Below are 14,462 nucleotides of genomic sequence, written 5' to 3'. Positions count from 1 at the left end.
CCCGACCAGTTCCACGGAGAGACAGTCGGACTGTCGTTCCCATGGGTTCCCCGCAGACTGGAGGAAAGTGGTGCAGAGCCGAGGCCGATTGGCGGTCGGACTTCCGGAATGTTCGCCCCGGACATTCGAGTTGGGGGCCCGGGTGACGGAGTTCGTACGCAGCCGGGTGATGCCGTGCGAGCCCGTACTGGACGCAGGAGGCCCGATCGCCGCAGCCACCCTGCGTGACCTTCGGACCCAGGCCAAGGAACAGGGTCTGTGGGCCTTGCCGTTGCCCGCAGATCTGGGCGGCCAGGGCCTGCACCTGTCGGAGTACGCCCAACTGGCAGAGGCCGAGGGAGCGAGCGACCACGGGCCGGCCGCCCTGGGCTCCGCACCGATGCTGGACGTGCTGATGCTGCAGCGCCACGGCTGCGCCCGGATAGGCGACCTGTACCTCGAACGGCTGGTGGCCGGGGAGCTCCGCACCTGTTTCGCGATGACCGAAAGGGAGGTCCAGGGCACGGATCCCTTGATGACCAGTACCCGCGCCGTGCAGGAGGCGGACGGGAGTTGGGCCGTCAGCGGCCGCAAGTGGTTCACCTCCGGAGCCGCCGACGCCGACCTGGTCACGGTGCTCGCCCGAACCGACGGAGTGCCCTCCGACCGTGAGGGGCTCTCCCTCGTCGTGGTCCCCACCGACTCCCCCGGATTCCGCGTCGTACGCGAACTGCCCGTCCTCGGTGCAGGCGGCCAATGGGAGATCGAACTCGACCATGTCACCGTCCCCGGCGACCATCTGATCGGCGAACGCGGCAAGGCTCTCGCCATCGCCGGAGAACGGCTCCAACTGGGCCGGGCCCTGCGCTGCCTGCGCTGGCTCGGTCAGGCCCAGCGGGCCTTCGAGCTGATGTGTGAGCGCGCCAACACCCGCGCCGGGTCACGTGGTCCGCTCGCCGGCCATCAACTGGTTCAGCAGCATGTCTTCGAGTCGCTGCTCGCTCTGCGCACCACCCGCCCACTGGTCCACGAGGCCGTGGCACTCATCGCCGGCGGGCTGGATGCGCATGTGGAGGTCGGCCTGGCCAAGGTCGCCGCCGCCCGCATGCTTCAGCAGGTGACGGACGCCGCCATCCAGATCCATGGCGCGGCCGGACTCGGCCCCGACACAGCCCTGCCCGCGCTCTTCCGTACCGGCCGTGCGGCCCGAATCCTCGACGGCCCGGACGAGCTGCACATCACGTCCGTCGCACGGCGGGTACTGCGCACCTCCTCCTCGGGCGGACGAAGCGGCGGCCGTCCATGACAATGGAATTGAGGTGCCCGCAGTACGACCCCCGGGCTGCCGGCCGCGGCCCCGTCCGCACCGAGCATCCCGTACCGGGCGCCTCGGCACCGGGTGTCGGCCCCCGCACCGGGCAGTGCACTCAGCGCGGACCCGCGCCGGACAGGTCATCGCGGGAGGACCCCATGACCGAACCGACACGGCCGCACGACGGCCCCGTGGATGTCGTAGGCCGGGCACAGCATCGCGATCTGCCGGTCGACTCCGGGTTACACCTCAGGCGTCGAAGCCATGTGAACCGGCTGTCCGGCTACACCTCCCGGACGTCGACCAGTCCGGTGAGGGCAGCGAGCCCGAGGGCCAAGAAGAAGTCGCCCCACACCAGTTCGTGCCGTACGGCGGCACCCCGCCCGACGTCGTAGCAGCCGTCCAGCAGCATGCCGGCCGGCCGGGTCCCGTCCCGCCCCGTGAGATGTGCGGTGACCAGCCGGTCCAGGATCACGACGGCGCGGTGGGAGTATTCCGCCGCCCGGGGTCCTGGGATGCGGGCGAGCTTCAGCAGCGCGACCGCCGTGATCGCGGCGGCCGAAGTGTCCACCGGGCCGTCGGGCCATGCCTCGTCCGCCAGGGGAACGATTCGTCGGGCAGACCCCGTCCGCGGGGCGGCCAACTGCGCTGCCACGCCCTCCAAACGGGCCGGCTTCCACCCAGCGGCGCCGGGGCGGTGCAACGCGTCGGCCACTGCCAGCAAGAGCCATGCCCGCCCCCGGCTCCAGCCGGGCGGCGGATCGTCGCATGCCTGCCAGCCCGTGTCCGCCTCGAAACGCAGGGCCGGCGCCAACCCCTCGCGGACGCACAGGTCGATATGCCGGTGGAGGTGGGAGGCGGCTGCCGCGGCGCCCTCGAGGCCCGCGGTGGCGAGCAACGGCACCATGCCGGGGACTCCGTCCACGCGGGCCAGCAACCTGGGTCCACCGAACGCAGATCCCCAGGGGACCAGACCGAGTTCGGGGTCCAGCGCGGTCAGACAGGCCCGGGCGGCTCGGTTGCGCAGCTCTTCCGCACCGGCATCACCGACGGCCAGAGCGGTTCCGTACCAGTGGATCAGACCACGGGTGGCGGTGTCGGCCTCCACCCAGCCGGCCAGCCGCGCCGTGCACGCGGAGGCGAGGGCCCGGTCGGCCTCGTCGCCGGTGTGCCGGGCCCGCAGCCACAGCAGCCCGGCCCAGAACCCACCGGTCCACGAACCACGGCCGGTGGTCACCCAGCGGCCCGTGTCCGGGTCGGCGAACAGGGGGAAGCGATGGCCGACTTCGGCCGCGGTGACGGCGGCCCGGTCGAGGACGTCCTCCAGTGCGCGCTCGACCCGGTCGGCCGGGGTCACGCCGGACTCACCGTGCGCTGCCGTCGCTCCCGTACCGCCCAGGTCATCGCGACTGCGCAGGCTGCCGCGAATTCCGCGGCGACCAGCAGCCAGCCGGGCCCGTAGTGACCGGCTTCCGCGAGTACGCCGAAGACCGGCGGACCTACGGCGAAGCCGGCGAAGAACCCGGCGGAGACGAGCGCCGAGTCCTGGCCGGTCCGGCCGGGGGCGGCGCGCTGCATGACCAGCACCATGGAGACGGCATTGCCCGACACGGCGAACACGCCCACTGCCACCGCCGCCATCCACACCAACGGATGCACGAGCAACGCGGCCGCCAGGAGCAGAGCCGCTCCGACCGCACCGGCCGCGAGCCATCCCGGCAGCCATTCGGCGCGCCCCGGCCGGGCCGCCTTCGACCAGCCCACCCGGCCGGCGATCCCCGCCACGCCCAGCACCGCCACGAGGGCGCCGGCCGCGGTGGGCCCCAAGCCGAGTCGCTGCGCGCCGAACAGCGCCAAGTAGGTGTTGACCGATGCGATTCCGCAGCCCAGCAGCAGAGAGAACACCGTCAGCCAGGCGATGGCTCCCCGCGGCACCAGCGACGACCGAGAACCCGCCCCCTTCACCGGAGGATCGACAGGCAGCGCACGCAGCGTCCACAGGGCCGCCACCACCGCCGTGCCGGCCGCGGTCCACACCGCGCCACGCCAGCCGACGCCTGCGGCTAGCGCCGTCAGGGGCAGCCCGGCCGCGAACGCACCCAGCTGCACCCCCGACTGCTTCATCCCGGTCACCGAGCCCCGCCGGACCGGCGGAACGCCGGCCAGAATCGCCTTGTTGGTCGCCGGGTTGGCCAGGGCCTGAGGCAGACCGCCCAGCGCAACCGCCACGAGGAGGAACCCGGCACCGGGCGCCGCACCGATCAGCGCGAGCGCGGCGGCGGACACCAGCAGCAGCGCAACGAGCGCGCGCCTCGGGCCGATCCGGTCCACGATCCGCCCGCCCGCCGGGGACAGCACCGCCGCTGTCCCGAAGCCGATCGTCGTCGTCAGGCCCAGCACCGTGGGTGAGATACCCAGTTCGTCCACCAGGCGCGGGCCGAGCGCCCCGAGCAGGAAGAGTTGCATCATTGAGAACGCCATGGCGCAGGTGAGCAGCGCCGTCAACCGACCATCGGTTCCTGCTGCTGACGCCGTCTGCGCCCCTTGCTCTGCCCCCACCGATGTCTCCGTTCCACCCAACTGGACTCCCCTCGGGCCACGTCAGGAGTCGGCCCGCTCAACGCTGAAGTTCCCTACGCCAGTTGTGGCCTGCGCCACATGCCTCCGAGTGAGGTCGGCACCGGAACATTGCGTACCCACGCATGGTGACCACGAGGGGGATGCAAGGATGAACTCGCCATGACTCCGGGTCGATGTTGTCGCGCGGTACGGGCTGCGGTGTTCGCAGCCACCTGCGTGCTGCTCGCAGCACTCGGCCACCTCCTGATGTCGGGGGTGGCGGTCCCCTGGTGGGCCATGTCCGCCGGGTTCGCCACTACAGCCGCGACGGCCTGGATCCTCGCCGACCGGCAACGCAGCGTTCTCAGCGTCACGTCGACAGTTGTCGCCGCCCAAGCGGCACTGCACACCGGGTTCTCACTGGCTCAGGCAGCGGTTCATCCTTCGGTGTCCGACAGTGCCTCACTCGCCCAACAGTGGGCCCGGTACCTGCTGTGCAGGGCGACGGAATCCGGCGCTGTCCCTCCTTCCGAAGCCGTGCGGGTCATGACCGACGCCGGGCTCGGCCACCACCTTCACCAGCCGCCCCCCGGCGCCACAGCCATGGCCATGACGGACGGCACGACGATGTCTGCCGGGCACGACATCGTCGGCATGTCTCCGGCAGGGATGCTTGGCGCCCACCTGCTGGCCGCGCTCCTGTGCGGCCTCTGGCTCGCGTACGGAGAACAGGCCGCCTTCAGCCTCCTGCGCGCCGTCGCCGGATGGCTCGTCGCCCCGCTGCGCCCGCTGTTCCGTCTCCCCACGCCACCTCATCGGCCACGCGTCCGCGCCCGGCGTGACCGCAGGACCCGCCCACTGCGGCAGCTTCTGCTCAGCCACGCCATCACCTCACGGGGTCCACCGTCCGGGACCGCTGTCATCTGACAGCTGGTTTCCCGAACGTGCTGGTGTGCCACCGCGCGTCTCGGGCATCGGCGCCGCCCATCGGCAGTGCCGTACGACTCACCGGCCCGCCCCACCGCGCGGTGCCGGTTCCCGGATTTCCAGAAGGACATCAGACGATGACCCCTGCCCTGCCCCAACACCGAGCCACCGCCGACGCAAGGCCCTCGCGTCACACACACGGTGCCGACGAACCGGTGACGCGCCTGGCGCTCGCCGCACGCGACGGCGCCCCCGACGCCGTGGACCGCTTCGTCCGCGCCCTGCACCGCGACGTCTGGCGCTATGTGGCCTACCTCAGCGCCGACCCCCAAGCAGCCGACGACCTCACCCAGGACACGTTTCTGCGCGCGCTCGGCAGCCTCCACCGGTTCGAGGGCCGCTCCTCCGCCCGTACCTGGCTGCTCTCCATCGCCCGGCGCACCGTCGTGGACAGCCTCCGCTACACCGCCGCCCGCCCCAAGGTGTCGGACAGGGACGACTGGCAGTCCGCCGCCGAACGGGCACAGCCACGCGACCTGCCCGGCTTCGAGGACGGAATCGCGCTCGCCGAACTCCTGGCGGTCCTCCCGGCCGAACGCCGCGAAGCGTTCGTACTCACCCAACTCCTCGGGCTCCCCTACGCAGATGCCGCCGCGACCATAGGGTGCCCGATCGGCACCGTCCGCTCACGCGTGGCCCGCGCCCGCACCTCACTGATCGAACTGCTCAGGGAAGCCGAGACTCCCGCCGCTCAAGGCGGGGCGGAGCGACTGATCCCGAGCCGTCCGCATGCCGATCGCGCGCCAACTCTCGCCGCTGCGGCGGCCTGAGGTCACACGGAGGTCAACCGCCGAGGGGGTGCCGATCCGCTGCTGCGCATCAGCACCCCCTCGTGACGCCTGGGTGCATCGCGCGGATCCACGCCACGCCGGTGAAGCTCTTGGCCTCGACATGAATCTCCACGCGCCGAAAACCGGTGGCCGACAGGCCTTCGTAACCGGTGGCGACCAGATCCTGGTAGAGCGCGTCGGAGAAAGCGACCACCAGGTGGGTGGAGAGGGTTTCGGCGAGGGCACGGCGTACGGGACCGGAGTCGAGGACGCGGAAGAGAGCGACCACGGCGGAGCCCGCGTAGCCGCTGTCCGCCTCGTGGACGATGCCCTGGTGCAGGCTGGCCCGCATACGGATGCTGCCGGGAACCCGCGAGTCTGCGGCTCGCCCTCCGGGTTTCGTCCTGTCCGAGGCAGTGGCCGGAGCATTGGCCACAGCCAGTCCTGCGGCCAGGCCGTCCAGCAGTCGCGGTACGACCCTGGTCTCGTCGATACCGGGTTCCAGCACGAGCAGATAGCCGTCGCCCTGGGCCTGCCGGCCGCAGTGCCGCCACTCGATGCCGGCCTGCTCGCAGGCGGAGCGCAGGGTTCGCAGCAGGACACGCTGCAACCTGACCATGTCGGCGTTGTCACGCGCGCTGTACTTCTCGATGTCGACGGCGAGGCAGAGCCGCCGCAGACCCGGCGGCAGTTCCCTGCTGTCCGGGCCGGCCTCCTCGCCGTCCGTAGAGGCACCCTCCTCAGAGGCACCTTCCTCGTATGCGCAGAGCGCCCAGGCGCCGGGGAGGGCCCCGGGGTGCGCGAGCGGGGTGGCGGCCGGCCAGACCTCGGCCACCTGGAGTCGGAACGGTGTGTCGTACGGGGTTTCCGCCTCCCTGCGCAGAAAGGTCCCGCCGAGCACCGGCTGCACGGTCACCGTGGTCAGGCTCAGCCGGCCGGACACCTCGGCCGCGGTTCCCGGCAGGCGTACGACTGCCTGTGCCCAGCGGCCGTCGGGGCGGAGCGCGCCGCTGCGTCCCGGGGCCCGGAAGGTCCAGCGGAGTCTGTCCCGGCCGAGTCCGAACGCGGCAACCTCCGTTCCGTCGGCAGCGGTTGTACCGGGGGCCGGATGCAGGGTGAGGGCGTGTGTTCCGTCGTCGAGCCGGACCGCGAGGGATACCTGCTGGTAGCCGCGTCCCTCCGGCAGTTCCTCCAGGTCGAAGGGGAAGCAGAGCAGGATGTCACGGTGCGTGGCGGCTGCCGCGACACCGCCGTCGGCGGCCCCTTGGAGGTCTGCCCCGGGAAGGGCATAGCCGAGGGGGCGCCCCAGGGAAGCACCGCCGATCCGGTCGCGTACGTGCTGACGCCCCTTGGACACCACACCGTCGACGGCAAGCAGATCCGTGGTCGCCAGTACGTCGTCGTGGGTCTGGTCGTCGTAGGCCCTATTGACACTCCCGGCACCGCCGTTCGGTTCCTCGTACTCCGTGCCGTCTTCCCCCACGTCCCTGACTCCCCCTCATTTCCTGTGCGGTGGGCACCTCTTGTCAGCTGTCCGGCTCCGTCAGACGGGCGGCGCGGCGCAGTCCGGCCGGGGAGAGGACGGTCACCCGGCTGTAGCCGACCCGGATGACTCCTTGCTCGGCCAGCGCCCCGAGCACGTGGTGCACGCGGCGTTCCTTGGCGCCGACCAGTCCGGCGATCTCCACCTGGGTGAGCCGCGGCCCGATCAGGACGTGGCCGCGCGAGGGCTGCCCGTAGTCCTCGACCAGGTCGACGAGCACCCGGGCGACCCGGGTCGCCACCGGACAGCCGCTGAAGTCGCCCCGTCGCCGCACCGACCACCGGTTCTTGCGCACCAGCATCCGGCTGACCGCCAGTGCGGCGGCGGGACAGCGGTCGAGGCAGCCGAGGAAGTCCTGTTGCCCGATGCGCCGGGCGGTCACCGCGCTTGCGGCGGTGACCGTGGCAGATCTGGGCCGGTTGTCGAAGGCTGCGAACTCACCCACCAGATCCCCGCCGAGCCGGACGGCCAGCAGTGCGATGTCGCCGTTCTCCGTGACCGCCGTGACCTTGGTGACACCGCTCAGCAGCAGGAGGACGAAGGTCTCGTGCAGCCCCTCGGCCAACAGGATCTCGCCCGGTTCGTACGAGCGTGGAGTCCCCAGCGAGAGCAGAGTCTTCGCGGCCTCCGGGGAGCCGGCCAGCTCGGCCAGGAAGGTGCCGTGGGGCCACCGGTCTGCGGAGCCCGGGCCTTCCGTGTACCTCTCCGGCATCACGGCACCTCCCCGGGCCTCTCGGACTTCTCCGGCACTTGTGGCGAACCGATCGTAGTCGGTTGGCCATGGTGAACACCCCTTTTCCCGCACGAGAGTTGTGCCCGGTGGCCTTCGCAATTCCGCAGCGCTGCGGGAAGGCGCCGCCGCGGGCGGTGCATGCTGACTGCACGGGGGGACGGCACGGGGACCCAGCCGTCGGCGGCCAACCGGGTCCCCGTAGTCCCGTGGCTCCCACCGCAGCCCGCGCCCCTGGCAAAGGTCAGACCCTCGGCGCCGGAGCGAGCCGTAGATCCGGGGAGCCAAGCAGGGTGAACCCCGCCCAGTCCACCGGCCGTGTGTGACAGCGCCTGGTCTCCCGTACGGCATGGCGCAGCGACTCCCAGGTAGTCGCTCCCGCGGCGAGGTGCTGGTGGAAAGCGGTCAACTTACAGCTTGTACGCCTCCGCCCGGCGCCGCTCCTCGGCCATGCGGTCCGCCTTCCTCATACGGACCATCGAAAGCAGCTGCATCACGTCTCGGACTCCTGCGGCTGGGGCAGCGCGTCCGCGTGCACGGTCCACACGCGGTAGTGGAACTCCTCGCCCACGTCCAGCAGTTGGTCCCGGACGCCGTACCAGACCTCCTGCAGCAGCGCTCCCAGGGCGGGATCGGTCCTGCACGCGGACCGGGAGGGGGCATCCCGCGACGCCAGACCCCTGAGGTCCATCGGGCGGTCGCCGACGAGGAGATGCACGGTCTCCGGCCGCGGACCCTGCGCGGGGACATCGGAGGGCCAGTAGATCTTGACGGAGGCAGTCGTGCGGGTGCTTCTGTGCGCGTCCCCGCAGGGTTCGAGCCGGTAACCGCTGGGCTGGTCGTTGGTCACCAGGGCGGTGCGACCGCTCAGTCCGACGCCGATCACCCAGAAATACAGGGGCACACCGCAGTGGTTGGCCACCGTGACCCGGTAGCTGTCACCGTCGTACAGCCGCTCGCCCACCGGGCGCAGCACCCGCCAGTCGCCGCTCCCGGCCGGATGCTCAGCCTCGAACCGGACCTCCGGGCCGGCGTCCAGACGGCCCGCGCCCTCCGGGTCACGAAGCCGGCGTACGCGTTCGCCCCGGGCCAGCTCCTCCAGCAGGGCGGTCAGCCGGGCCGGATCGGAGTGGGCGGTTCCGGACGGCTTCCGGAAAGGCTGCCCCTCCGCGTTCAGCACTTCGCACGTCCCGTTCCGCGCGCGCACGGTGGCGAAGGCTTCCCGCTCGTCCCCGGTCTCGGCCAGCCGTGGACAGCGGGCGAGCTCCTTGCGCAGCGCCTCGGCGAAGAGGTCATGGGCGTCGATGAGCACATGCCGGCGGTCGTGGACCCGCAGCGGAAGCGCGTACGAGCCGGGCGGAAGCGTCGCCGTGAGCAGCTCACCCGCCGCCGGCCGGGGCGCGGCGGACTGCGGCGTGCACAGCAGAGCGTCCCCCGCTTTCATCACCTCCACGGTCGCCGCCATGGAGGTCTCCCGGCCGCCGCCCTCCGGCTGACCGCCGGGGAACACCATGCTGACGGTGTCCTCGATGCCGAGACCGAAGACGGCGCCGCCGGGAACGACGAACCGGCCGTCCCGCCGCACCAGCGGGAGCCGTTCGGGCTCGGGGGGCTCCTCCAGGGAGAACGGCAGCCGTCCCGAGGGTCCTCCGGCGTCGGGCCATTGCCGCACCTGCTGTTGCTTGATGCGGTCCCGGGCGTGCGCGACCAGCACCGACCAGGGCACGGGGGGATGCCGTCGCGGATCGAGCACCTTGGCCAGGGCCGCGGTGAATACGCCCTGCCGCCCGGCTCCGGGGCGTAGTTCGGCCTCGTACGCCGAGTCGTGTTGCTGACATGCCGTCAGCCGTACGACGTTCGGGACCAGCGGGTCGCCCGGACGCGAGAGGGCGGCCGCGCGCTCGAGCCCCGCGGCCCGGGCGACTCGGGGCAGCTCCACCGATTTCAGTGCCCACCGGCCGGACTCGTACGCCGCCTCCCGTACCGCACCGCCGGAGTGACAGCAGTCGAGGATGACGGTGACATTGGGGGTGACATCGGTGAGGACGCGGACGGCGGCGGTGAGTTCCTCGGCCAGATAGCCACGGAAGTCGGTGGGATTACTGTCGGCCATGTCGACGGGCACCAGATACTGCAGTTCGCCCAGCAGTGCGCCGTGCCCCGAGTAGTACACGACCACACCGTCGCCCCGCCGGGTGGCCTCCCCGAGCCGGCTCAGGGCCGTCTTGATTCCCGCGTAACTGGCCAGTTCTTCCGTACAGGTCCGTACGTCGGTGAATCCATGGTTCCTCAGCACCGCGTGCATCAGCTCCACATCGGCGTGGACGCCGGTCAGTCCGTAGGTCTGGGCACCGATCAGGACCGCTCGTAGCGTCATCTCATACCCCCACATGGATGAAGGGCGCCCAGTGGTACGGGTGCCGGTCGTCTGCGTCCGTATGACGCAGCGGTTCGCTGTCCCGGGCCGGGGACGTGGACGGGGCCGAAGCCGGGGGCATGGACGCTTCCGAGGACCGGGCGCGGGACGCCGGTCCCGCGCGGACTCCGGCACGGCGCGTCAACGCGCCGAACTCCTCGTCCCGTTCGGCGCCGGACAGGTCACGCACCTCGCGCTGGGCGCGGGCCAGCGCCCCACCGACGGAGGCGGCCGGATCGTGGACGAGGTGCCGGTATGCCTTGGTGACGACCAGGCAGCCCGTGCTGTCGCGGACCGGCCAGAGCGAGACCACGGCATGCCGCGCCCCGGTGATCAGGGCGGCCCGGGTCAGCCCCAGGACATCGCCGCCCGCGGTGGCGCTGCCGCGCCCGGTGTCGCAGGCGGACAGCACCAGCAGCTGCGGCCCATGAGCGGCGGCCAGCAGGTCGGCGAGGCCGAGGAAATCGTCCCCGGCGAGCGGCAGCCGACTGCGGTTCGGAGCCAGTTCGTCGATCAGACCGTGCGCGGCGAGATGCAGCACCTCGCAGCCGGGCGCCGCGTCCAGCACCTTGGCACGGGTGGCTTCGGCACCGGTCAGGAGCCGGTGACGGGGCATCAGCCGGGCGATCTCGGCGGTTTCGGCCGCGGTGCCCGGCAGCTCCCGCAGCCCGTGCCGGGGGTCGCAGGCCGGGGCGCCCACCAGGAGGGCGCCGAGCTCCGACCAGGGCCGGTCAGGCGCACGGTGCCTGGTGAGGAGCGAGGCCGCGGGAAGGTACGACACCTCGTGGGTGGCACCGAGGACATCGCCGTTCCAGGGCAGGGCGTGGAAGGGCAGCAGTGAGAGTGCGGCCGGGGGAACCACGATCACCCGCCGGTGATGCCGGAGTTGAGCGGCGAAGGGCCGCAGCAGCAGCTCGGCCAGCTCCCGGCCGTCGGCTTCGCCGGCGCTCCCACCCGCCGTGGAGCACCAGCCGTGGAAGCGTCGCGCTGCCGCCACCATGGCGTGGGCCCACCGGGTACGGCGCTCGGCGAGCAGCGTCTCACGGGTCATCGCCCAGGCGACGAGCGTGTTGTCGAAGAGGTGGTAGGCGAGGAGCAGAGTGCCGGGAGGCAGTGCCGCGGCCACGGCGGCGGCGTCCGGAAGCGCGCTGCCGCCGGACGCCGTGAGCGCGGCCGGAACCAGCGTCCGTACCTCCGCCTCGGCGACATCCAGAGCCCGCTCCGCCTCCTCGATGCGCCCCCGCCGCACTTCCTCTTCCGTCCTGGCGCCCGCTTCCGTCCCGCCGCCCTCGTGCGTCCACGTACCGGGAGTCCCGAGCGCGTCGTCTCCCGCGACCGCCTGCGGCCCGCGCCCTGCGGCCCGTGCCGGGTGTCGAGCGTCCACAGGTGCCGACGCATTGGAAGCGGGCCGCGCGCTGCCTTCGACGGATGAGCCGGCCGGGCCCGGCGGAGCCACCCGGCTGCGGAGGGTGGCCGCGTGTTCCTCGAACTCCGCGGACCAGCGCACCTCGGCGGCCAGCCAGTTCCTGACGGCAGCGACGGCGGTTCGGTCCGTGCCGGCGGCGTCGAGGGCGTGGACGGCGTCGAGGAATCCGGCGCGGCTCCGCTCGGCCCGGGTGAAAGCGGCGGCCGGCGCGGCGGGACCGCCGAGTGCGAGGAGGGAGAGCACCGCGGTGTGGTGCAGGCCGGCCACCACCTGGTCGTCGGCGAAGGAGGCGCGCAGTGCGTCGCGGGCCAGCTTGATGTGATGCTCCTCGTAGGCGTCGAGCCCCAGCAGGGCGTGGCCGGCGGCCTCGCCGTACGCACCCCTCGCCAGGGCGAGGTCGGCATGGATCCCCGGCCGTTCCCAGGGGTGGTCCTGGTCCGGGCCGGCGGCGCCGATGAACGGCACATGAGGGGCGGCGCGTTCGGGCCGGCGCAGACGCAGCCAGAGTCCAGCCGCCTGGATGGCGGAGAGCTTCGGCTCGACCGCCTCCATCTCGGCCCTGGCCCTGCCCCACTCCCGCAGATCGACGTGAACGGCACAGCGCAGGACGCGCCGGATCGTCTCGTCCGGGATCCGCTCGGCCTCCCCCAGGGCCTGCCGGGCGAGGCGGTCGGCCTCCTCCTCCAGACCTGCCGATTCGGAGCGGCGAGACCGGAAAAAGGTCTCCTGGGCCGGGCAGGACGCGAGGTCGGAACGGAGCATGCCGAGGATCGTCTCCACCGGTTCGACGTCGGCCAGAAAGCGGGTTCCTACGTTGATCGCGATCTCGATACGGGATCGCGAGGCGGCCATCACCTCGGGGTCCCGCAGGGCGGACGCCTGGTCGTGGAAGATCTTGGCGGAGTGGATGGCGCCCAGGCAGTCCGCCAGTTCGGGCGGCTCGCCCTGATCGGTCCTGCGCCGGAGCTGTGCGAGATGGTCCTTCTGCTCCAGATCGGTCAGCACGATGCCGGCCAGCCGGTGCCGGGCCCGCAGATAGGTGCTCGCCGCCGCGGTCGCCATGCCCTCGGCGGTGCCGTCCGGCTCCGGAGCCAGCCGGTGAGCCAGCAGTGCGGCTCGCCTGCTCCGGACAACGTCCCCCTGCCTGCCCCAGAACTCCGCCCGCTCCAGGACGAGTTGCCGGATGCCTCGCAGCCATGACGTGCTCCCGGCCGTACGCGCCCAGCTCACGACGGACTCGGCAGTCTCGGCCCGCTCCCCCGGGTCCGTCTGTGCTCCGGAGTCGGCGCCGGTCGCGATCAGGTCGAGCTCCTGGTGGACGCCGAGCAGCGCGGCGTACGCTCCGTCACCTGCCGCGACCGCCAATTCCCGTGCGCACGCGACGGTCCTGCGGCATTCATCCAGTTCGCCCCGGAGCCGATGGATGTGGGCGAGGCGCAGCAGCGCCGCGGCCCGGCCCCGCAGCGATCCGGCCTCCTGGTACGCCGCGTCGGCCCGCTCGTAGTGCTCGGCAGCCAGGAACAGTGCTTCCGGATCCGGCGGGTGCGGTACGGCGGCGCACTGTTCCGCCGTTCCCGGCGATCCCAGGCGCCAGTCGCCGGTGAGAAGCGCGGCGAAGCCGGCGGTCGCGGGGCTCGGGGCGTTCTGCCCCACGTGCTGCAGCAGGGGTTCGGCCGCGTGCCGGTCACCGGCCCGGACGCGGAGGTCCGCGGCGAGCAGCAGATGGCAGGCTGCGGCATCCGCGTGGCCGGTGGCGGCGATCTCCTCGTACAGGCCGTCGAACCACTTCAGCGGTTCCCGGGCGTCCGCCGAGAGATCCCGCTCCGTCCAGTGGGCGCGCACTCCGTACTGGACCGTTCGCGCCTGGGCATCGGCCGCCCCCGCGGCGTGACCGAGCGTCATACGGGAGGAGAGCAGGACCGGAGTGACGCGTCCCGCGAGGTGCGCACAGAGTCGCAGCCGCGGGTCGGTGGCCGAGGCCATGGCGGTCTCGATTCCCTCGCCGGCCTTGAACTGCGCGACTTCGGCCTCGGGCCGCAGGGGCACCAACGAGGTGCCGGGCTGCCAATTGCTGTCCATGGCGACCGCGGCGGTCCGCAGGGCCCACGAGAGCGGAGACCACGGTGACGGCCGCACGTGAGCGTGTGCCCTGGGCGGGGTCGTCCCTTCTGAGGCGCCCTGTGTCGGTTCCTCCAGGATGGCCAGGGCCCGCTTGGGTTCACCGGCCGCGAGTGCGGCCGCCGACGCGAGCCATATACCCAGCGACTCGTCGTCCCGGGGGGCCGGCTCGCCGGGACGGCGGACGACGGGATCGGTTCCCCGCCGCTCGATGAGCAGCAGCGCGGTCAGCCGGCCGATGGCTTCGGCGTTCTCGCCGTCCCCCACGGTTACACCCTGCCTGGTTTTGGCCATGGTTTTACCCCCCCCACTCCCCCGCATTCCCGTCCGACGGAGCGCCAGGTTGCCGACCGTAGCGGCGGATTCGCGGAATGGGCCATGGTTGTGGATTTCACAGGCCGCACCTAACAATCTCGATCAATCGATCGGTCATTTAACGACACATTCAGAATCGATTCCCAGACAAAACAAATACGATCCTGGCATCGCTCGAACCACTCGCCGAGCTGCGTCCATTTCCGCCCCACAAGGAGTCGACCGCCACACGATTCCGCACCACCCTGGATACCGCACATCCCCGCAACCAATTCCGCAATACGACTGGTTGTCGCCTGCCGACCGA

Annotated in this window: 9 protein-coding genes; 3 read left to right on the top strand and 6 right to left on the bottom strand. The window is 71.9% G+C overall.

Annotated elements, in window-relative coordinates:
* The first annotated feature begins 142 nt into the window (after positions 1-142).
* On the top strand, positions 143-1,285 hold the full coding sequence (locus OG735_RS37065) for an acyl-CoA dehydrogenase family protein (protein ID WP_327327526.1): 1,143 nt from the start codon (positions 143-145) through the stop codon (positions 1,283-1,285).
* A gap of 289 nt (positions 1,286-1,574) precedes the next feature.
* On the opposite strand, the gene OG735_RS37060 is transcribed toward OG735_RS37065, so the two are convergent.
* Entirely contained in the window at positions 1,575-2,648 is a 1,074-nt protein-coding gene (locus OG735_RS37060; RefSeq protein ID WP_327327525.1) for a sugar ABC transporter permease, read from the bottom strand.
* Positions 2,645-3,760 carry an MFS transporter gene (locus OG735_RS37055; protein WP_442812551.1) on the bottom strand — a complete coding sequence of 372 codons (1,116 nt, stop codon included), beginning with the start codon at positions 3,758-3,760 and terminating at the stop codon, positions 2,645-2,647. Before OG735_RS37055 ends, OG735_RS37060 begins: the two co-directional genes overlap by 4 nt.
* Before the next feature lie 309 nt (positions 3,761-4,069).
* Here OG735_RS37055 and OG735_RS37050 point away from each other — a divergent pair, with 309 nt between their 5' ends.
* Both OG735_RS37050 and OG735_RS37045 read left to right on the top strand, forming a co-directional pair.
* Positions 4,070-4,777, top strand: a complete 708-nt coding sequence (locus OG735_RS37050) for a hypothetical protein (RefSeq protein ID WP_327327523.1) — start codon at positions 4,070-4,072, stop codon at positions 4,775-4,777.
* Between the two features lie 137 nt (positions 4,778-4,914).
* On the top strand, positions 4,915-5,607 hold the full coding sequence (locus OG735_RS37045) for a sigma-70 family RNA polymerase sigma factor (RefSeq protein WP_327327522.1): 693 nt from the start codon (positions 4,915-4,917) through the stop codon (positions 5,605-5,607).
* Positions 5,608-5,656: 49 nt separating this feature from the next.
* Here the strand turns inward: OG735_RS37045 and OG735_RS37040 are convergent, their stop codons facing one another.
* The 4 genes from OG735_RS37040 to OG735_RS37025 all read right to left on the bottom strand — a co-directional run bounded on the left by OG735_RS37040 (position 5,657) and on the right by OG735_RS37025 (position 14,134).
* Positions 5,657-7,090, bottom strand: coding sequence for a hypothetical protein (locus tag OG735_RS37040; protein WP_327327521.1), 1,434 nt, complete (start codon positions 7,088-7,090; stop codon positions 5,657-5,659).
* 43 nt (positions 7,091-7,133) lie between these two features.
* A complete protein-coding gene (locus tag OG735_RS37035; protein ID WP_327327520.1) occupies positions 7,134-7,862 on the bottom strand; it encodes a Crp/Fnr family transcriptional regulator in 729 nt (242 codons plus the stop codon).
* 511 nt (positions 7,863-8,373) lie between these two features.
* Positions 8,374-10,257: a caspase family protein gene (locus tag OG735_RS37030; protein ID WP_327327519.1), complete on the bottom strand. Its 1,884-nt coding sequence runs from the start codon at positions 10,255-10,257 to the stop codon at positions 8,374-8,376.
* Between the two features lies 1 nt (position 10,258).
* Positions 10,259-14,134: a CHAT domain-containing protein gene (locus OG735_RS37025; RefSeq protein ID WP_327327518.1), complete on the bottom strand. Its 3,876-nt coding sequence runs from the start codon at positions 14,132-14,134 to the stop codon at positions 10,259-10,261.
* Positions 14,135-14,462: the final 328 nt, after the last annotated feature.

This window comes from Streptomyces sp. NBC_01210 (genome assembly GCF_036010325.1).
Lineage (GTDB): Bacteria > Actinomycetota > Actinomycetes > Streptomycetales > Streptomycetaceae > Streptomyces.
This window is presented reverse-complemented; position numbering and strand designations above follow the sequence as displayed.